At 52.3% G+C, this 19471-nt stretch carries 19 protein-coding genes; 2 read left to right on the forward strand and 17 right to left on the reverse strand.

The annotated features are described in order from the left end of the window. Positions 1-50: 50 nt before the first annotated feature. From CLV44_RS03430 to CLV44_RS03460, 7 genes are all read right to left on the reverse strand, one after another. Positions 51-1208 carry a helix-turn-helix transcriptional regulator gene (locus tag CLV44_RS03430; RefSeq protein WP_106590706.1) on the reverse strand — a complete coding sequence of 386 codons (1158 nt, stop codon included), beginning with the start codon at positions 1206-1208 and terminating at the stop codon, positions 51-53. Between the two features lie 100 nt (positions 1209-1308). After that, positions 1309-2247, reverse strand: a complete 939-nt coding sequence (locus CLV44_RS03435; RefSeq protein ID WP_106590707.1) for an electron transfer flavoprotein subunit alpha/FixB family protein — start codon at positions 2245-2247, stop codon at positions 1309-1311. 11 nt (positions 2248-2258) lie between these two features. Beyond that, positions 2259-3008, reverse strand: a complete 750-nt coding sequence (locus CLV44_RS03440; RefSeq protein WP_106590708.1) for an electron transfer flavoprotein subunit beta/FixA family protein — start codon at positions 3006-3008, stop codon at positions 2259-2261. A gap of 15 nt (positions 3009-3023) precedes the next feature. Then, the gene (locus tag CLV44_RS03445; RefSeq protein ID WP_106590735.1) at positions 3024-4121 is read right to left on the reverse strand and encodes an alkene reductase; all 1098 of its coding nucleotides are present in this window, start codon (positions 4119-4121) and stop codon (positions 3024-3026) included. Positions 4122-4131: 10 nt separating this feature from the next. Next, a complete protein-coding gene (locus tag CLV44_RS03450) occupies positions 4132-4902 on the reverse strand; it encodes an SDR family NAD(P)-dependent oxidoreductase (RefSeq protein ID WP_106590709.1) in 771 nt (256 codons plus the stop codon). Positions 4903-5109: 207 nt separating this feature from the next. Next, positions 5110-6150, reverse strand: coding sequence for a ferredoxin--NADP reductase (locus CLV44_RS03455; protein ID WP_106590710.1), 1041 nt, complete (start codon positions 6148-6150; stop codon positions 5110-5112). Positions 6151-6160: 10 nt separating this feature from the next. Then, a complete protein-coding gene (locus CLV44_RS03460) occupies positions 6161-7390 on the reverse strand; it encodes an acyl-CoA dehydrogenase family protein (protein WP_106590711.1) in 1230 nt (409 codons plus the stop codon). A 284-nt stretch (positions 7391-7674) separates the two neighbouring features. Between CLV44_RS03460 and CLV44_RS03465 the strand changes: the two genes are divergently transcribed. Both CLV44_RS03465 and CLV44_RS03470 read left to right on the forward strand, forming a co-directional pair. Then, on the forward strand, positions 7675-8655 hold the full coding sequence (locus CLV44_RS03465) for a WD40/YVTN/BNR-like repeat-containing protein (RefSeq protein ID WP_106590712.1): 981 nt from the start codon (positions 7675-7677) through the stop codon (positions 8653-8655). 4 nt (positions 8656-8659) lie between these two features. Then, complete coding sequence (locus tag CLV44_RS03470; protein WP_245912589.1) at positions 8660-11110, forward strand: efflux RND transporter permease subunit; 2451 nt, start codon at positions 8660-8662, stop codon at positions 11108-11110. A gap of 104 nt (positions 11111-11214) precedes the next feature. On the opposite strand, the gene CLV44_RS03475 is transcribed toward CLV44_RS03470, so the two are convergent. The 10 genes from CLV44_RS03475 to CLV44_RS03535 all read right to left on the reverse strand — a co-directional run. Beyond that, entirely contained in the window at positions 11215-12054 is an 840-nt protein-coding gene (locus tag CLV44_RS03475; protein WP_106590713.1) for an alpha/beta hydrolase, read from the reverse strand. Positions 12055-12144: 90 nt separating this feature from the next. Beyond that, positions 12145-13230, reverse strand: a complete 1086-nt coding sequence (locus CLV44_RS03480) for an FAD-dependent oxidoreductase (protein ID WP_106590714.1) — start codon at positions 13228-13230, stop codon at positions 12145-12147. Between the two features lie 140 nt (positions 13231-13370). Further along, on the reverse strand, positions 13371-13985 hold the full coding sequence (locus tag CLV44_RS03485; protein WP_106590715.1) for a proteophosphoglycan 5: 615 nt from the start codon (positions 13983-13985) through the stop codon (positions 13371-13373). Positions 13986-14130: 145 nt separating this feature from the next. Continuing rightward, a complete protein-coding gene (locus CLV44_RS03490) occupies positions 14131-14523 on the reverse strand; it encodes a hypothetical protein (protein WP_106590716.1) in 393 nt (130 codons plus the stop codon). A gap of 241 nt (positions 14524-14764) precedes the next feature. Further along, positions 14765-15151, reverse strand: a complete 387-nt coding sequence (locus CLV44_RS03495; RefSeq protein WP_146139977.1) for a hypothetical protein — start codon at positions 15149-15151, stop codon at positions 14765-14767. Between the two features lie 66 nt (positions 15152-15217). Then, entirely contained in the window at positions 15218-15631 is a 414-nt protein-coding gene (locus tag CLV44_RS03500) for a hypothetical protein (protein ID WP_106590718.1), read from the reverse strand. A gap of 1355 nt (positions 15632-16986) precedes the next feature. Then, a complete protein-coding gene (locus CLV44_RS03515) occupies positions 16987-17445 on the reverse strand; it encodes a DUF2778 domain-containing protein (protein WP_106590720.1) in 459 nt (152 codons plus the stop codon). Between the two features lie 411 nt (positions 17446-17856). After that, the gene (locus CLV44_RS03520) at positions 17857-18228 is read right to left on the reverse strand and encodes a hypothetical protein (RefSeq protein ID WP_106590721.1); all 372 of its coding nucleotides are present in this window, start codon (positions 18226-18228) and stop codon (positions 17857-17859) included. A 147-nt stretch (positions 18229-18375) separates the two neighbouring features. Continuing rightward, a complete protein-coding gene (locus CLV44_RS03530; RefSeq protein ID WP_106590722.1) occupies positions 18376-19278 on the reverse strand; it encodes a DUF5677 domain-containing protein in 903 nt (300 codons plus the stop codon). Positions 19279-19325: 47 nt separating this feature from the next. Beyond that, a partial coding sequence (locus CLV44_RS03535; RefSeq protein WP_146139978.1) for an IS3 family transposase occupies positions 19326-19471 on the reverse strand: 146 nt, incomplete at its 5' end.

The raw sequence follows: 19471 nt of genomic DNA on the forward strand, positions 1-19471 counted from the left end.
GTGCTACAGTCGGGACAGGCTCACATACCCCAAGGGGACGAGGAGGATAATCAGGGTTCCTGATCACCTTGCCCCAGGGCGGCCACACTATTGAGGAAAATACGGACCAGTTCGGTCTGGCGACGCACGCCGGTTTTGGAGAAGATCGCACGCAGATGTGCACGGGCCGTGTTGCGGCGAATATTCAAGGCTTCTGCCGCCTCTTCCAGCGACAGGCCATTGGCCAGCTGGATCGACAGCGCCGTTTCGGCCGGGGTCAAGCCAAACAGCTTCTTCGCCACTTCGTTACTGGCCTGGGATTTACCGACCGCATCGCGGATATACACCACGGCAGCAGGCTGGCCCTTGCCTGCAGCCCAGGTGGTCGATGGAATCGCTTCAATCACGACCCCCAGACTGACCTCACCGGAAGGCCGGGTAACCGACATCGCTTCAGGCAATACCTGCTGCCCTTCACTGCGTTTACCCGCAAAGGCATCCTTGATCAGACGGCGCAGTTCACGGTTATCGCTGGGGTAACTGGCTTCCAGGCGGCCACCAACAATCTTCAGACCATCACCGGATTCCAGAATCTCCTTGGCGAATACGTTTTCTTCCAGTACCTGCCCGCTTTCATCGATCAACACCGTCGCGATCGAGAGCCGACTGATCGCTTTGGAATACAACGACCCCAATGTCTGGCTGCGGTCGAGCAGGTTACGAATATTGAGTGAACGGCGGATATGCGGCAACAGGAAGCGGCACAGCTCCTTGTCGTCTTCGTTAAAACCGGGCGATCCTTCCGGGCGAGTAATGCGAAAGCGCAATGAGCCGGAATCTGGCGTGGAGATGTCCACGGCCATGACATGATACACATCGTTACAGGCACACCAGTGGATGCGGTAGGGGCTGTTGCGCCACTCCTCTTCATTCATCAGGTCGTCAACGGTAAACACTTTATCCGGCCCTTGGTTGACGAACGGGGTCAGGTTGTAACGATAAGGAAAGTAGACCACCTTGCCCGAGTCTTCCAAGTCACCTACAGACACCATCAGACCAAGGTCATCTTCGTCCTGGGTGTCGGGCATTTTCAGAATCAGGGTAGCGTAGTTGGCGGAGAACAATGCCTTCAACTGCTCGAGCGCATCCGCCCAGCACGCATTGTCCAGTGATGCTTCATAAAACGAGGACAGCAAGCTATTCAGCTGCACGACGTCCAAACGATTCATAATGTATATACCCCTGTTATTGTTGTGTAAGGGTCTGTCAGGCCCGCGCCTGTTATATTCTGCACTGAATGGGTCGCGGGCCGTCTGTGTCGGCTGATGCTCAGCTCAATTGTTGGGTCAACTCCGGTACGGCTTCGAACAGATCAGCTTCCAGACCATAATCGGCTACCTGGAAAATCGGCGCATCAGGATCCTTGTTGATCGCGACGATCACTTTGGAATCACTCATGCCTGCCAAGTGCTGGATTGCACCGGAAATACCCACCGCCACATACAACTGCGGCGCTACGATTTTACCGGTCTGGCCAACCTGATAGTCGTTGGGCACAAAGCCCGCATCCACGGCTGCACGGGACGCACCCAGCGCAGCACCCAGTCGGTCAGCCAACGGCTCCAGTACCTGACGGTACTTGTCACCATCACCCAGACCACGACCACCGGATACCACCACCTCAGCAGCACCCAGTTCAGGACGGTCTGACTTGCTCAGCTCACGTCCGACCAGTGTGGATACACCTGCTGATGCAACAGCCTCGACGGCCACGACGGCTGCACTGCCGCTCTGCTCAATCGCATCAAATGCGGTTGGACGTACGGTCAGTACCTGCACGGGTTCCTGCGACTCTACTGTCAGCATGACGTTACCAGCATATATGGGTCGAACGTAGCTGCCAACACCTTTAATTTCAATAACATCAGATACTTGCGCCACATCCAGCAGCGCAGCAACACGGGGCGTCAGGTTTTTGCCGAACGATGAGCTCGGTGCCAGCACCGCCTGGTAACCGCCCTGCTGCACGGTCGCTACGACCAGCAGCGCCACATCTTCAGCCAACTGCGCCGCATAATGAGCCGCATCCACGCTCAGTACCTGCTGCACACCACTGATGGCCGCCGCTTGTTCCGCTACGGCCTGACAGCCTGCACCGGCAACCAGGATATCGATTTCACCACCCAACTGAGTAGCGGCATTAACCACGTTCAGAGTGACCGCATTGAGCTGCTGGTTATCATGTTCTGCAATTACAAGAGTCTTCATCATCATCACCTTCAGATCACACGGGCTTCCTGGCGCAGCTTTTCAATCAGCTCAGCCACATTCTCTACCTTGATACCGCCTTTACGGGCCGCCGGCGGCGCGTAGTTAACCGCCTTCAAGCGCGGTGCAACGTCCAGACCCAAATCGGCAACCGGCTTGCTGTCCAGCGGCTTCTTCTTCGCCTTCATGATGTTCGGCAGCGACGCATAACGCGGCTCATTCAAACGCAGATCACTGGTCACCACAGCCGGAAGGTTCAACTGCAGGGTTTCCAGACCACCGTCGATCTCGCGAGTCACCTTGACCGCATCACCTTCCGGAGTCACTTCAGATGCGAACGTACCCTGCGGCCAACCCAACAGTGCTGCCAGCATCTGGCCAGTCTGGTTGGAATCGTCATCAATCGCCTGCTTGCCACAGATCACCAGCTGCGGCTGTTCATCGGCCACTACCTGCTTAAGGCACTTGGCCACCGCCAGCGGCTCCAGATCGGCATCGCTTTCCAGATGGATCGCGCGATCGGCACCCACGGCCAGAGCGGTACGCAGCACTTCCTGGCTTGCTTTAGGGCCGATGCTGACGACGACAACTTCAGTCGCCGTACCCGCTTCCTTCAGGCGCACCGCCTCTTCCACCGCGATTTCGTCAAACGGATTGATGGCCATTTTCACATTGTTCAGATCAACGCCGGTGCCATCGGACTTCACACGCACTTTAACGTTGTAGTCGATAACACGCTTAATCGGTACCAGTACTTTCATTATAGTTTCCTCACATTACTCTGCCGCGACGGGGTAGTCGGTATAACCTTCAGGCCCCGCGGTATAGATGGTTTTGCGGTCAAAACGGGTTAGCGCCAGCCCCTTGCGGATACGGGTCACCAGATCGGGGTTGGCAATAAAATGGCGGGCAAAGGACACCGCATCGCCCTGCTCTTCGCGGATCGCATCCGCAGCCGATAGCGGCTCAAAACTGTCATTCAGAATCAGACTGCCCTTGAAGTGTTCACGCGCCAGCGCAAACGCATCAATGGCCGGGTCCGGTGCGCGCATGATATGTACAAACGCCACGCCAACCCTGGTTGCGGCCTGCATCAGCGCCACATGACTGGCAACACTGTCATCATCAGACGTGTCATTGAAGGTGTTGCCCGGATTGATGCGGAACCCCACGCGATCACGGCCGATGGCATCACCCATTGCCTGCAGACACTCGGCCGCGAAGCGCACGCGATTCTCAAGGCTGCCACCATAATGGTCGTCACGCTGGTTGGTACCGGAGCAGAGAAACTGCATCGGCAGATAACCGCTGGTGCAATGCAGCTCGACACCATCAAAACCGGCTTCACGGGCGTTAATGGCCGCCTGACGGTGTTCTTCAACCACTGCCACAACCTCATCGGTAGTCAACGCGTGCGGCTGGTCAAACGGCTGCATGCCTGCGGCATCGGTAAAGACTTCACCTTTGGCCTGAATAGCGGACGGTGCCACGCTGGGCACGCCTGCAGGCTTGATCTTGTCACTGCCGATACGACCGGCATGCATGATCTGCAACACGATCTTGCCGCCCTTGGCGTGCACCGCGTCGGTCACCTTGCGCCAAGCCGCCATCTGCTCAGCCGTTTCGATACCCGGCTGGCGGCAATAGGCCTGACCGGTCACGCTCGGCCAGGTGCCTTCGGCCACAATCAGCCCGGCTTCGGCACGGGCGGCATAGTGTTCGACCATCAGCTCGTTGGGCACACCATCGGCACCGGCACGGTTACGGGTCATCGGTGCCATGACGATGCGGTTTGCCAACTCAATGGCACCCATTCGGATCGGTGAAAACAGCGGTTCGGTTCCCACTACACTGTCCTGTTTGACGGTTGGCATCGGCATTTCCTCAATCCAGCGCGGTAATCAAAACAGCCGAGCGACCACCATCGACCGGCAATGTCGCACCGGTAATGTAGGATGCCTGATCACTGGCCAGGAACAGGATCGCATTGGCCAGCTCTTCCGGCTGCCCGACACGTCCCATCGGAATCAGTTTCTCGGTGCTCTTGCGAGCATTGTCATCGGACAGCATGCCTTCGGTCGCCGGGGTTTCTACCACCGCCGGGATCACCACGTTGACACGCACGCCGTAGGGCGCACCTTCGGCCGCTGCGGCACGAGAAAAATTGGTGACCGCTGCCTTGGACGCGGAATAGCCCGACATCCAGGGCGTGCCCAGCTCGCCACAAATGGATGACAGGTTCACGATGGAGCCGCCGTGCGCCTTCATCAGCTTCAGCGCGGTACGCGTGCCCCAGAAAGTACCATCGACCGACGTGGTAAAGTTGGCGCGCCACTGCTCGGTGTTGGTCTCTTCAATGCTGCCCCACGTGAACGCCATGGCGTTGTTGACCAGAATATCCAGCTGACCGTGGCGTTCCGCTACCGACTCCAGTGCCTGAACAAAAGCCTGTTCGTCGCTGACATCCGCCTGCACGGCTTCCGCTTCGCCACCACCCGCACGAATGCTGGTAACAACCTGTTCCAGCGGCTCCAGTCGGCGGCCACAGACCACCACACGCGCACCTTCCTGCGCAAAACGCTCTGCCGTAGCGGCACCGATACCGCTGCCACCACCTGTAATGAATGCGACCTTGCCCTGTAGACAGCCCTGCATAATGTGTCTCCTGAGATTGTTGTTATCAGAGAACAGACTCGCTGCCGCATGCATTCGGCACACGACAGACAGGCACTCACACCTGCGCAGTCAGTCATTTCAGATTAAGAGTGTGACCGGCGGCTGCCATCGTCCAATAAGACTAAACCGAAAAGACCGGCGCTAAGCCGGTCCTGGATCGTTGCAACAAATGGGGGTGTATGAGAGTCAAGTGTACTTGAGACTAACCTTTGCCGTTTTGGGCACGGCCTGGCAGGTCAATGTCAGCCCTTTGGACAGATCACGCTCATCCAGCACGTCGTTGTGCAGCAGTTTGACCTCGCCCTCGGTCACCTCACACATGCAAGACGCGCACATGCCCGCCATACAGGAATACGGCAATTCGATACCAACCCGTTCAGCCGCATCAAGAATGGTCTCGTCACCCTGACACTGCAGCTCAAAGTGCTGACCATCCAGCTCGATCGATACCTGCGCCTCATCAATTTCCGCAGCGGCGGTCAAGGCTTCACGCAGATCCTGATCACGCGACTCTTCCGACGGCAGCGAAATGAAACGCTCCACATGGATACGTTCCGACGGCAGTTTCAGCTCCTGCAGCGCGGCTTCCGCCGCATCCATGAACGGCCCCGGACCACAGATAAATGCCCGAGCCGAGGTCATCCCTTTTGCCAACCGGCGCAGCAGGCTGACATTGGGACGCCCCTGCACCGAATCCAGCAGATGAATCACATCAAAGCGGTCGGCATATTGCTCACCCAGCTCTTTGAGTGCTTCACGGAAAATAATCGATTGCTCATCACGGTTGGCATAGATCAGACGCACCTGACCCCGCCCCCGCAACAGCACCGAGCGCAGAATGGAGAACACCGGAGTAATACCACTCCCGCCGGCAAACAGCAGGAATTCTCCATCCAGCGAGTCCGGTGTGAACACACCGGCCGGTTGCATCACTTCGATGCGATCACCGGCACTGACATGATCACAGATCCAGTTGGACCCTCGCCCCTCCATCACCCGCTTCACGGTAACCCGGAGGCTGGTATCCACGGTTGGCGCACTCGACATCGAGTAACACCGCAGCAGATGCTCACCCTGCCAGGGTAAACGCAGAGTCAGAAACTGACCCGGCCGGTAGCGAAACCGCTCAACTTGATCGGCATCGAGGGCGAACTGCAAGGACACCGCATCAGCGGTTTCCTGTACCACCTGCTCTACCTGCAGGCTGTGATAGCGGGACGAACTCATGGGCAACTCCTTAGATGTACGGGTCCATATTGGGCATACCCAACATCATCGCACCAGCGGCACGCGCATAGGCATCCGCATTGTTGGCAATGTGGCCACGGGCCTGATGGATATCACGGAACACCCGCTCAATCGGATTGCTGCGGTACAGACCGGATGCCGCACAGGCACGCAACAACTCGCTCACGCGCTCGGCACAGAGTTTCGGCACCAGGGACGACTGCGCACGCTGCATCAGACGTTCTTCTACCGGCATCTGATCACCGGTGATCGCGCAATGCACGATACGATCATAGTTGCGGAACATCACCAGCTTGAGCTGATCTACCGCAATCATTGCCTCAGAAACAGCCATCTGGGCGTTGGGATCTTCAGCCGTCTTGGAACCGTGTTTGCCAACATGGGCACCAGCAAGGGTACGGAACTCTTCAATCGCGCCATCCAGCGCACCCAGACACGCGGATGACACCGCGCGCTGGAACACCTGAGTGAACGGAATCTTGTAGGTCCAGCCCGGGTTGGTTTCACGACCGGGGCAACCGGCATCCGAGTGGTTGTTGGTGCGATGGGTGCGGTGTTCCGGTACGAAAGCACCTTCGACGATGATGTCGTGGCTGCCGGTGGCCCGCAAACCCAACACATCCCAGTTTTTCTCAATCTTGAAATCGCTGCGCGGCAACAGGAACGTGGTGTGTTCCAGCTCATCCGGATTGTCTTTCTTCGGCAGCAGGCCGCCCAGGAAGATCCAATCGCAATGTTCAACACCGCTGGAGAAACCCCAACGACCGGAGAAGCGGTAACCGCCATCCACTTTTTCAGCCTTACCTACCGGCATATAGGTCGATGCGATCAGGGTACCGTCGTTACCGTCAGCCCACACATCCTGCTGTGCCTGTTCCGGGAACAGCGGCAACTGCCAGTTATGTACACCGATAACGCCATAGATCCAGGCAGTCGACATGCAGCCCTTGGCCAGTGCCATCTGCACCTTGTAGAACACACGCGGGTCCAGCTCGGCACCACCCCAGCGCTTGGGCTGCAGTACACGGAACAGACCCGCTTCAGCCATCTCCTTAACCGTTTCCCGTGGCACCATGCCCGCTTCGTCGGCAGCCTGCGCACGCTCACGCAGACGCGGTGCCAACTCCTCGGCCGCCTGGACGAGGCGTACAGCCTCGGCGGTCATGTAATCTTCGCTATTGGTTGTCGCTGCTATAAAGTTGTTTGTTAACACGCCCATCGCACGAGTCTCCTCGATTATTATTTATAGTAATCGGGCATGACCGGCTGCACCGACCATCTCCTTGTTAACCCAGATTTCCACAGTCGCCCACACGACTCATCGTCAATTCGGACTAACACGAATGACGTCATATTTTGGATCACTGCACACCCCTAGCCCGTTTGGACGATGTTGTCATTCCAGTGCTGAGAATAATGGGATACGTACTCTTCGATCTCCAGGCACGTTGTACAACAACAATAAAGCCAAGCCTGAGGGCCTAAAAACAAAGGAGTTTTGCTATGCGCGTAACGCTGGGCATCGCTGTTTCACTCATTGTGGCAGTGGCCGGAATTTTCGCGTTCTCACACCGAGACACCCCTTCATTGGGGGCACGACAGATCCCGGTTGAAAACATGAACCTGACCAGCATCACCCAAACTGCCGCCGGTCTCGTCACCGCCGGTGAGCTGGGCCATATTCTGGTATCGTCCGATCAGGGCAACAGCTGGAACCGGGCCGAACTGTCCGAACAGCGCCATGCCTTAATCACGCGCCTGCACTTCAAGGATGAACGTAACGGTTTAGCCATTGGCCACGAAGGCTGGATCCTGAAAACAACCGACGGTGGCCTGAACTGGCAGGAAGTCGCGTTCAACCCTGGCGGTGAGCCGCTGCTGAGCGTCAACCGCCTGCCCTCCGGCATCTGGATGGCGATTGGGGCCTTTGGCCAGGCGCTGATGTCCAACGACGACGGCCAGAGCTGGGCTGAAATGCCGCCGCCCAACGGCACCGACTGGCACCTCAATGCCCTGCTGCCCTCTGAAGATCACCGCACCTGGCTGATCGTCGGTGAAGCCGGCACATTGTTCCGTTCCACCGATGGTGGTGAAAACTGGGACACTATCCCCGAGTTCTATAACGGTTCACTCTACGGCGGCTTCAACCTCGAAGGCGATACCTGGGTGGTGTACGGCATGCGCGGCAACATATTCCGCAGTGAAGACAACGGCGAAAGCTGGGCCAGCATCGGCGGCGTCCTGCCCGCATCCCTGTTTACCCATCGAACACTGAACAACGGCGACATTCTTCTCGGCGGTCAGGGCGGCGTGCTGCTGCTCAGCAACGACCAGGGTCGCAGCTTCTCCTTCCTGCACAAGAGTGGCCGCATGTCGTTGACCGGCATCGCCCGCCTCGCATCCGGCGAACTGCTGATGAGCAGTGACAGCGGGCTCATGCCTGCGCTTTCGGTCGACCAACTGAAACAGCCTTCAGGAGCCTGATTTTATGTCTCATCAACCTACAGCCGTGCAAAAATTTGTTGACACATCGGCACGTCTTCTGATCATCGGCCGCAAGCCGTTGGGCTTCCTGTTCCTGCTGATTACCATCATGCTGGGCTTCTCCGCCCTGCAGACCCGTTTCGACCCCGGCTTCAACAAGCTGATCCCGCTCAAGCACGATTACATGCAGGCATTTCTGGAGCATTCTTCAGAATTCACCGGTGCCAACCGCGTGATGGTCAGCCTGGAATGGACCGGTGAAGGCGATATCTACAACCCGGTATTCTTCGACAAACTGCGTGAAGCCACCGATGCGGTGTTCTTCACCCCCGGCATCAACCGTCCCAGCGTGCGCTCCCTGTTTACCCCTGAAGTACGCTACATCGAAGTCACCGAATACGGTTTTACCGGTGGCGTGGTGATCCCCTCGCGCTTTACCGCCAATGATGAAGGCCTGGCACAGGTACGCTCCAACGTGTACAAGTCTGGCCAGATCGGCAACCTGGTCTCCAACGACCTGAAATCGGCGATGGTACAGGCCGAGCTGCTGGAGATGGACCCGGAAACCGGTGAAAAGACCGATTACGCCGCTGTTGCACGTCATCTGGAAAAGATCCGTACTGAACTCAGTGATGAAAACATCAACATCAACATCATCGGTTTCTCCAAGGTGATGGGCGATGTGATGGACGGTTTGATGACCGTCATGATCTTCTTCGCGGTTGCCTTTGCCGTCACCTTCATTCTGCTGTGGCTCTATTCACGCTCGCTCAAACTGACCGTGCTGTCGATTGTCGTCGCCCTGCTGCCGGTAATCTGGCTGCTTGGCATCCTGCCGCAGATCGGCTACGGCATCGACCCGATGTCGGTACTGGTACCCTTCCTGATCTTCTCCATCGGCGTGTCCCACGCGGTGCAGATGACCAACGCCTGGAAACTGGATGTACTGGCCGGCATGAGCGCCATCGAGGCCGCCGAAAGCGCCATCCGCAAGCTGGCGATTCCCGGTACCGTAGCCCTGCTCGCCAACGCTCTGGGCTTCATGGTGATCATGGTGATCGACATCCCCATGGTGCATGAGCTGGGCGTGACCGCCTGTCTGGGTGTGGCATTGATGATCATCACCAACAAGATGTTCATGCCGATCATCCTGTCGATGCTCAAGCTGGAAAAAATGGCGCTCAAGGGCGGTGATGACAGTGACAAGAAGCACCCGCTGTGGTGGTCGATTTCATCACTGGCCGAGCCGCGCCCCGCGCTGTTCAGCCTGGGTGTGATGCTGCTGTTGCTGGCTGTGGGTACATGGCAGTCACGTTCACTGCTGACCGGTGATATCGGTACCGGCGTACCGGAACTGCGCGCCGACTCCCGCTACAACCAGGACAACGACAAGATCATCAACGACTACTCCATCGGTATGGATGTGCTGTCGGTCTATGTTGAAACCAACCGCGAGTCGGAAGCCTGCCTGGACTGGCAGGTGATGAACGCCGTCGACCGTTTCGACTTCCACATGCGCGGCGTACCGGGCGTGCAGTCGGTCAGCACCGTGGCGGGCATGGCCAAGCTGTATGTCTCCGGCAACAACGAAGGCAACCCGCTGTGGCGCACCCTGCAGCGCTCTACCATGGCGCTGCGCTCGGGTAGCCAGGCGGCCAACCCGGAGCTGGGCCTGAACAACGAACTCTGTAAAACCATCAACATGATGGTGTATCTGGACAACCACCAGAACGACACCCTCAAGCACGTAATTGGTGAGATGCAGAGCTTTATCGATGCGCAGACCGTCGAAGGTGTCGAGTTCCGTCTGGCCGGGGGTAACGCCGGTGTAGCCGCTGCGACCAACGAAGCGGTAGAAACGGCTGAAGTGCAGATGATCGGCTCCATCTTCGGTGCCATCACCCTGCTGTGCTGGATGACCTTCCGCTCTTGGCGCGGTGTGCTCTGCGTCGTTGTACCGCTGATGCTGGTAACCATCCTGTGTAACGCCCTGATGGCCCGCCTCGGCATCGGCCTGAAAGTGGCCACCCTGCCGGTTATCGCTCTGGGTGTGGGTGTAGGCGTGGATTACGGCATCTACATCTACGAACAGATGCAGCACTCGCTGAAACGCGGCGTCGACCTGCGCACCTCCTTCTATGAAGCGATGCGTCAGCGTGGTACAGCGGCTGTCTTTACAGCAGTGACCATGACCATCGGTGTCGGCACCTGGGCGTTCTCGGCGCTCAAGTTCCAGGCCGACATGGGCATCCTGCTGGCGTTCATGTTCATGGTGAACGTACTGGGCGCAATCTTCCTGCTGCCGGCCCTGGCCTGCTGGTTGAACGTGAAGCCCAGTAACATCAAGGCCAATGATGCCGACAGCATGGCTGAACCGGCACCCGCTACAAGCGTTGATACGCCCAAGCGTACCAACGTGAAAGCACGTCAAGAGGCCGTTGCGACCTCAGACTGATCGACCTGATGGCGGGGGACATCCTCCGCCATCACCTTCCCCGCACACGCTCAACCTTCCTCACCTGCCCACCGTTTCCTTGCCTTAAATCAACCTTTTGCACATCAGTGGCGTTCAAAAAAGCGCAGCATATCGTCGAACACGGGACGCCGATCACGCATGAACCAGGTCAGACTGGACAAAATGCCGACATGGTCCATGCCGTCATAGGTGTGTGCCTCCACCTGCCCGCCTTCAGTGCGTACCTTGGCCGCCAACAGGTCGATGTTGCGCCGGTACACCAGCGTGTCCGCCTCACCCCAGAGCAACAGCATCGGCGGCTCGGTGCCATCGATAAACGTGGTGGTCTGCATCTGTGGATACCGATCGGGCGGGCCAAACATATCCATCAAGTCATCTTCATCCGGCACAAAATCATACGGCCCGGCCAGTCCGGCAAAGGCCCGCACGATGCTGGGCTGCTTGCCATACACGGCCAGATACTGCGCATCCGCCACCAGCAGTGAAGCGATATGCGCCCCCGCCGAATGACCTGCCAGATAAAGACGTTCGGCATTACCACCATAAGGCGCAATATGATCATGCACCCAGGCCAGCGCCTGCGCTCCATCTTGCACAAACGCAGGGAAACGCACCTCGGGATATTTGCGATACTCGGCAATCACCGTGACATAGCCCTGGCTTGCAAACGCCTCGCCCACAAAGGGATACATCGCCTTGGAGCCATCCGTCCAGCGCCCGCCATAGAAAAACACCAGTACCGGATACTCACCCTCGGCGTCGGGCCGATAGATATCCAACCGCTGCCAAGGCTCGGGGCCGAACGCAACATCACGCACAATACGGATATCGCTGAATTTGGCGGGCAGATTGGCCACCCCCAACCCCAGCTGAGTGCAACCAGTGAGCAACAGCGCGCCGATGGACAGAACAAGTGCTTTCATACGTCTCCAGTAGAATGTGCCGTGTGTATAAGTATATTCCTACCGGAATACAAAGGGATTGGAGCAGTGGACGCACATTTGGCAGTTTTTTTACCAAACACCCGATATTATTTTGAAGAACCACCTAGCCAATGATGGATGCTTTGCCGCATACGCCCAGTAGGTGTTTCTTGCGTTTCGAATGAGGGTGCTTTGCGTAGCAAGCATTCTGTAATCGAAATCCGTAAAGAACAGGACCTTTCGAGCCCTTTTGGCGAGAGCTGCCTCAACCTTAAGATCACCCGCTAGCAGACCTTCTGCAAGCGTAACACCATCCCAAATGGCGAGGTTAAGCCCTTGACCGCCGACTGGCGATTGAACATGAGCTGCATCACCAATCACCCAAACGCGACCTTTTCTTGGAGTACGGACTCGTTTCAACGCAACAGTGAAATGGCGCTCATAGCGTAGCTCAGCATCCGTGAATAGCGAGGTGAGCTGTCTGGCGGCATTCTCATCGTTCAATATCCCTTGAACCAGACCAGCGGCTGGTTGAGACAGGAACAGTCCCACTCCGTTTGATTGAAGAAAAAGCTGGGCTTGCGCGTTTTGAGGCCATTGATTCGTGGTTATCTCAGCAACAGACCAGTTTTCTGGGTAGTTACGACCAATAAACGGAATTTCCGCTGCTTCTCGCACAGCACTGTGTGCGCCATCTGCCCCTATAACCCAATCGTAAGAGCCCAAAGGGGCTATTTCACCACTGCTAACCTGAGCTCTTACAAGAATAGAGTTTTTGCTTTCTTCATATGAATGAAACGCTGTGCTGTACTCAACTTCAACGCCCTTTATAGCAAGCGCTCTTTCCAAGTGTCTTTCAAGCTCGCCTTGAGGGTAGAGATGTGCCGGCGGGCATCCATCAATTGGAGGAACTGGCACATTCGCCACTAACTCACCATCATCGTAAAAGGCAAAATTTCTCATCGGGATTGCCGTTTCTACAGTTTTTGGTGATACACCGAATTTGGACAACTGGCTCCAAACGCCAGCGGCCACACCCGTTGCTTTCTCGATCATTGATCGATTCGGGCGTTTATCAATAATTCGGGGTTTAATTCCACGGTGTGCGCATTCCAAGGCAAAGGCCAGGCCACTTGCACCAGCACCAACGACCAGAATTTTCGGATTAGAAACCATTGTTTAAGACATCCATGTGTTTTGGTTCCTTGGCAATAACGTTCAGCAGCCAAATGGACAGGCCGCTGACGAAAGCATCAGCAAACGCAGCGCATAACTGGCCTGTTCATCCACAATGCCAGCGCGAGATGATTAGTGGACTACAGAAATTTTCTCGCCGCCTCTACGCCGGCTTCAATATCCCAGCCCGGTACGACCGCTTCGAGCAACTCGGGGCTGATGCTTGCATCGGCGGCAACCAGCGCATCCAACGCCTCCTGTCGCGGAGGTTGGTCACCCAACCCCGGTGCATCGGACGCAAACTCTGCCAGCAGATCTGTTGAGCTGATCGAGCAAGCGTCCAGCAAGCCAACGGAATCAAAGCCATCCTGCGGACTGTAACCAGCCCTTTGCCATTTGGCACCCTCCCAGCCATATACAAACCCGATCCATTCACCAAACGGTTGCGGACTCAGGTTGAAGCTCCACCACTCGGGCACGCCATCAAGCAGATCGGTTTCCTCTTCCTCGAAGTATGCCGCTGCTTCACCATAATAGGTTTCAGAATACTCATGGTCATGGCCCAAAAGCACGGCCTGGTTATCACTTTTGAAGCGTAAACAGACCCAGTTACCGCCCCCATCATGGTAAAGCCATTCATGGGGTGTCGCGTACACGTCAGTACACCACCCTCTTGCAGCACACACCGCTGCCAACGCAGCCCAGCCTCCGCGTAGTTTCTCGGGGGCGGGAAGGTTCAAATCGACTAAAGACATATAAGTATCATCCTTGAAAAAGTTAATGGTATAGCATGGTTGGTTGTGAGTGTTTTACCTGAATGCCGTACCCATAACAACAGCAACCTCTTCGGTTATTGCACCGTGATTTTTAACAAAATAATAAGAGCGCAGGCTAGATTCATCAATTGAACCAGTTCCCCTGACGCATTAATGACTGCTCTCTTCCACATGTTATTCGGATCATGTTTGAAATAGCGCCATTAGCGGCACCATGATCCTTATCAGTCAAAAAACTCTCTACTTCGGATTCAGAACCGTGGAGTATCACGTCCAAGTATTGCCGCTGCTCCGCCTCGCCTAAAGCGGTTTTTTGGCGTTGAAAAGGGCGATGCAGTGCGGCATGAAGAAAAGCGGCTCTTTCTTCATCTTTCCCGATGACTTCGAAGTCTTGCTGATTCAATCCAATTGTAACCAAAAAATCAACAAATCCACTTGCTATTGAAATTTCTAACCGATATACACCATCAGAGGAAGTAGCTATCATCCGCAAATTTTTGAATTCAATTTCTTTCATATACAACTCGATTTCTGGAGAAGACGTTCACAAACGATACAGTCTCGCAATAACAAGCCCGAACGCTTTAACGTACGAAACACTTATAATAGAAAGCATAAGAAACAGAGCCTACCCACTGCATATTGATGGACTAGTTTTTTCTTCAATTTTAAAACCAATTGAATTAAGAAAACGTGATTGGCACATGGATTTCCTTATATAATGCAACGCCAACTGCGGAAACGATTTTTAAACTTATTCAAAGTTCATATGGTAAACCTTGGACCGCATTTTTTTCCAGAAATTCACAATAATTTGATTTCAAATTTTCCATAAGCTGAACATCTTTAACTTGACATAATGTAACTGCACGGACCATATATCTAGCACCATGCCCTGCATTATTTATATGCCCTAGGTAAATTCTTATTTTGCTTTTCCAGAGACCAAAGCATGAACTACCAACAATATTCGAGATATCAACATAGGGTTTGAAGTCCAGCTCGTAAAAATCCAATTTCATAAAACCCTTATGATCTATAAAAAAGGTTTCATCATAGTAAAAATCATCTAATTTGTGCTGACTCTTTAATCCCATGTAACGAGCTTCCAGCTCACCAATATTTTTTAATGTATGTTTTTTCATTGTTTTTAAGACCGCATAAAGCCTGCTGACAGGTGCTGTGCCGCTCCGACTTGCTTTCTACAAGGTTTAGTCGACTGACCAAAATAGTTCAAGCGTATGAAAGTTATTATCCTCAACACAGGTAAATTCAATTAACTTTGAATAGCCATCCTCATAGTTTTCACTAAGAAAAAAATGCATACCAGAAAAGTCAGTTTCTAGATTATTAATTAATAAAGAGACATAGCTCCGGGTTTCACTCGCTGCCAAACTAGAGCCAGGCGTTACTAGGGCACTTTCAAAAAATAGCTCTACATCCCCTATTTCTTTTGAGTTTAGCTTTCTGGGGAACTTAGCTTTATTCAGAACTTCTCTATCAATAAAAGAATGAGCACGCCCATACCCAAACTTATATAGATAAGTCAGATCACCCTGGGAATAAATATCATTAGACTTATCACAGCCAGATTTTAGCAACAATACCGTTTCTCTACTAAGCATAATTATTCATAATCTGGAATTTCACCAAAGAATCGGACACCTGGCTATAAGAAGTGTCTACTGTTCGTGGGTAACTCGGCCTGCTAACGCCTAAGTCATCATTTTATCCGCAATCTTTTTTTGTTATGACTTTTTAAATGCATACTGTGCAAATTAATCGATATAGCTCCGCCTTCCTGGGCATGGCTGGTTTAGCAGAACCCTTCATGACTTTGTCAATCTCGTGTAAGAAGCCTTTGCCTGGAGGGAACCTTCCAGTTTTAAGACCATCTTCGATGACACTTAACCACTTATTATGCTGCTCCCCTTCCATGTAATAGATTACAAAAGCTTTCATTGCATAATAACAGTCTTCGTTACTCGGCCAATCCATAGCTATCACCATTGCCCGGTTAATAATTGACCCAAAGCTGGCAGACGAACTCCGCAGCAATTGGCGTGACGGTTTTGAGCGATTTTAAATTCAAACGAATTTTATTGAACGGAATTTAATATCTAGCAACCACCATATATGACACGCTTCAGATGCGGAATTATTTCATCCTTCCAAACTTTTGGAGTAACCATTCCTGAAGACATCCCTCCATGACTATGTCGCTCTATATGAACATAATCTGTGGACTCTATACTAACTCCCGCCAGCTCTTCAAAAGCGGAATACATCACCGTTTCAAATTCATATTCTGCTGGGATTTCAGTTTTCTGCAAGAGTTCTGCTAATTCATAATAAAGATATTAATCTCCTCTTAAGCCATGAGACCACATATTTTTATTCATTGCACTTCCGATATCAGAATATTTCATAAAACAACCTTGTTTCATAACGTCTCGCTCATCAGTAAATTGCCAGAACCAGGTAAACTCAACCGTTACGCACGGTCATGTTCATGGCAATGCTGTCATCCATTCAGTGCAATCCCGTGTTCAAACGTTTTTACGAACACCTTAAAGCTCAGGGCAAACTACCAAAAGTCGCCCTTATTGCCTGCACGCGTAAGCTCATTGTGGTGCTCAAAGAATTCCTGAAAAACGAGGGAGTATGGTGCCAAAAAACGGCTTAATATATTGACAAAACACCACAGTCACTTGTTAGCGCTGACGCATCCTTGCTCGCTTGATTGCCCACGATGTTAACCGAGTGAGAAAACCTATAATAATAATAGCCCCTGTTATAACTGTTACAAACTCTAAATCAGAAGCGACACCGGGTCGTTGTCCTTCAAATAATTGATTGTATTGAGACCATAAAGATTCGGAAAATTGAATGGTATAGATACTATTAAACCACCAATATGTGACTAAGATAGAAGCTATTATGACCCAACACCAGAATAGTAGATTAGAGGATAGTCTATTCATTTGACCACCACACGACCAAAAGCCTCTAGCTCTGAGCTGGGGATAAGGCTCTTTGATGTATTCTTGAGTATCGTTCGCAAAAATAAAAAATCAGATTCTTTGTTAATAACAATACAACCCTCACTTCTACCAGAAGGACCCTTGGGATGAAGTCGAAATAGGCCACGTTTCACTTTATTGCAAAAGGTTTCATCGTCAATTTTATCGTCGATTGCATATAAGGCAAACCATTTATCTCTGCCAGTGAATAAATCTCGTAATGGGCCAATTAACCCACCGGATTGTCGGTCAATAATATTGTATGTACCGGGTGGAATTGGTCCTTGGTTTGGAATACATGCAGAAACACGTTTATTAACATGCTTTTCAAGACCAGAGAATGCTGGGAATGATGCTGCCCCACATTTGAAAGCGCTCATTGGTTTCCCGTTTAGCTCAAATGTACAATCAATCATATAATTCTCCTTTTTTAGTGCTAACGCCTCACTCACCGGAATTTTGGGAGCGTAGCGAGTAAAATTTCCGCGTGCAGTGATTTGTATGGAAATCAAATTCAGAACACTGCGAGATAAATAGGGGAAAAATGCTGGAAACCATATGCCTGCACCTTCCCTGTTTCAAACTGCCTCATACCAACAGGCACGCTACCGCCAGGCCCAGTGAACCCACCAATGGCACCAGGGTTAAGGTGACCCAGCGGACGCAATCGCTGGACCAAAACCGAAGCCCTCAAGACCGAGACCTCCCAATGCCTCGGCAACTGCCAGAGCTTTCAAACGCACCGAGAACACTGGCACGATTTCGCGGCTGGCGAAAATTTTGGAACAGAATTTTTGACAGCTAGTGCCGTCTGCTCTTGCAACTTGTTAAGCGGCTACGTTTTTTAAGAATGACTCAAGGTCACCATCACTGCCTGATGCAATACCATGTGCAACTGCATAAGGCTCAAGCTCTCTCATTATTCCTTGCTGGAACGGTATTGCCACGCAAATGCGATTCTCTTTGACATAGGCCTTTGCATCTTTATGGTCGACTAAGTAAACCACTATGAAAGCACCAATAAGCCCAACGAAAAATGCTATATCCTCTTGGCCAACCTGCTGTCCGCTTACCCATTTACTAAATGAAGAGATACAAGTTGAGGTATCTAAAGGAACCCCACTAGGAATAATCCCAATTTGGGGAAGCAGATCCTCTAAAATTGGCCTTGCTTCTTCTAATGCTCTGCTAGCACTCATAATCTCTGATTCCTTTATCGCTTAACGCCCTGTTAAGGTGTGAGCAACGCAATACCGATGCCTCCGCATACCACCTTAAACACTAAACGCAACGCATAGCAAAAATGCCAAGCGTTGCGAATCACTCTTAAACAGATTGTTAGAGGTTTATTTCACCGTAATTCTCTCACGCACCAATTCCGGCCCTTGTTCAATAACAAGGCTCGTGGTTTCAATCACTTCCTTTTTCAATTGAACTAACGCGTCAACTTTGATGTTGAACTTCGCAACGTACATTGCCGAAGCTGTAATTTGGTAGTCCAAGGCTCTAAGCATTAGATACAGTGAAAAATTGTACTGCTCAATCCACTGAGCCTCTTCCATGCCAGATACGTCATCTATAACCCGCGCCATAATTTTATTTAAAATATCTTCCGCATCATTGTGGGCTTGCGAGCAAAGAGCAGCATAGACTGTTCTGTAACCGACCTCTTCACCAATCTCTTTAAAGCGATCAAAAATACTAGGCCACTTTAAGTCTACGGCATCAAAGTCTACGCCTGCCAGTCGTAAGGACTCACGCAAGGCTTCTTCATAATGATTTAACGCACCTTCTTTTTCTAAAATTTTCTGCAAATGATGATCTTTTCCAGCCTTAGGAAAATTTGATGCCTCTACACTTTCTTTCCAGTTTTTATTCTGTTTGCGCTCTGTTACCAAGTGGTTATTAAAATAAGCGATTTGCTTGCTTATTGAGTCACCTAAACTCACATAGTGTAAGTTTACGGCACCTTCAATAGCTGTTCGGCATAGGGCCTCACTTGATTGAAACTGCCCAACTAAAAAACAGCTAATTACTCCACAACAATACTCATAGTTTCGTCTATACATATCGTGCATTGTGGGCCAAGGTACATTCTTTATAAGCTCGCTTTGATTCTTATTGCATAGCTCTTCGACTAGCTCGTTTGATTTCTCCAAGTAAAGTAAGGCTTTATATAACGGTTCATTTAATTGAATATCCTTGGATAAGGCCCTTTGTTCAAAGAACTTTTCTACTAGTTTGTCCATATAGTTTCCTAAACCTTGGTCCTACCCACAAAAAGTAGACACTTGAGTTATGCGCATTTGCGCTCATACTCCGCTAGACTCACATAGCCCAAAGCCGAGTGCCTACGTACGCGGTTATAAAACACTTCGATGTATTCGAAGATCGCTGATTTTGCTTCGTCTATGCTTCGGTACTGTTCAGCATAGATCAGCT

The organism is Marinobacterium halophilum (assembly GCF_003014615.1).
GTDB lineage: Bacteria > Pseudomonadota > Gammaproteobacteria > Pseudomonadales > Balneatricaceae > Marinobacterium > Marinobacterium halophilum.

Excerpts from the sequence above, each read along its gene's own strand:
- CLV44_RS03430 (WP_106590706.1), bottom strand. The coding sequence starts at position 1,208 with ATGAATCGTTTGGACGTCGTGCAGCTGAATAGCTTGCTGTCCTCGTTT.
- CLV44_RS03435 (WP_106590707.1), bottom strand. The coding sequence starts at position 2,247 with ATGAAGACTCTTGTAATTGCAGAACATGATAACCAGCAGCTCAATGCG.
- CLV44_RS03440 (WP_106590708.1), bottom strand. The coding sequence starts at position 3,008 with ATGAAAGTACTGGTACCGATTAAGCGTGTTATCGACTACAACGTTAAA.
- CLV44_RS03445 (WP_106590735.1), bottom strand. The coding sequence starts at position 4,121 with ATGCCAACCGTCAAACAGGACAGTGTAGTGGGAACCGAACCGCTGTTT.
- CLV44_RS03450 (WP_106590709.1), bottom strand. The coding sequence starts at position 4,902 with ATGCAGGGCTGTCTACAGGGCAAGGTCGCATTCATTACAGGTGGTGGC.
- CLV44_RS03455 (WP_106590710.1), bottom strand. The coding sequence starts at position 6,150 with ATGAGTTCGTCCCGCTATCACAGCCTGCAGGTAGAGCAGGTGGTACAG.
- CLV44_RS03460 (WP_106590711.1), bottom strand. The coding sequence starts at position 7,390 with ATGGGCGTGTTAACAAACAACTTTATAGCAGCGACAACCAATAGCGAA.
- CLV44_RS03465 (WP_106590712.1), top strand. The coding sequence starts at position 7,675 with ATGCGCGTAACGCTGGGCATCGCTGTTTCACTCATTGTGGCAGTGGCC.
- CLV44_RS03470 (WP_245912589.1), top strand. The coding sequence starts at position 8,660 with ATGTCTCATCAACCTACAGCCGTGCAAAAATTTGTTGACACATCGGCA.
- CLV44_RS03475 (WP_106590713.1), bottom strand. The coding sequence starts at position 12,054 with ATGAAAGCACTTGTTCTGTCCATCGGCGCGCTGTTGCTCACTGGTTGC.
- CLV44_RS03480 (WP_106590714.1), bottom strand. The coding sequence starts at position 13,230 with ATGGTTTCTAATCCGAAAATTCTGGTCGTTGGTGCTGGTGCAAGTGGC.
- CLV44_RS03485 (WP_106590715.1), bottom strand. The coding sequence starts at position 13,985 with ATGTCTTTAGTCGATTTGAACCTTCCCGCCCCCGAGAAACTACGCGGA.
- CLV44_RS03490 (WP_106590716.1), bottom strand. The coding sequence starts at position 14,523 with ATGAAAGAAATTGAATTCAAAAATTTGCGGATGATAGCTACTTCCTCT.
- CLV44_RS03495 (WP_146139977.1), bottom strand. The coding sequence starts at position 15,151 with ATGAAAAAACATACATTAAAAAATATTGGTGAGCTGGAAGCTCGTTAC.
- CLV44_RS03500 (WP_106590718.1), bottom strand. The coding sequence starts at position 15,631 with ATGCTTAGTAGAGAAACGGTATTGTTGCTAAAATCTGGCTGTGATAAG.
- CLV44_RS03515 (WP_106590720.1), bottom strand. The coding sequence starts at position 17,445 with ATGATTGATTGTACATTTGAGCTAAACGGGAAACCAATGAGCGCTTTC.
- CLV44_RS03520 (WP_106590721.1), bottom strand. The coding sequence starts at position 18,228 with ATGAGTGCTAGCAGAGCATTAGAAGAAGCAAGGCCAATTTTAGAGGAT.
- CLV44_RS03530 (WP_106590722.1), bottom strand. The coding sequence starts at position 19,278 with ATGGACAAACTAGTAGAAAAGTTCTTTGAACAAAGGGCCTTATCCAAG.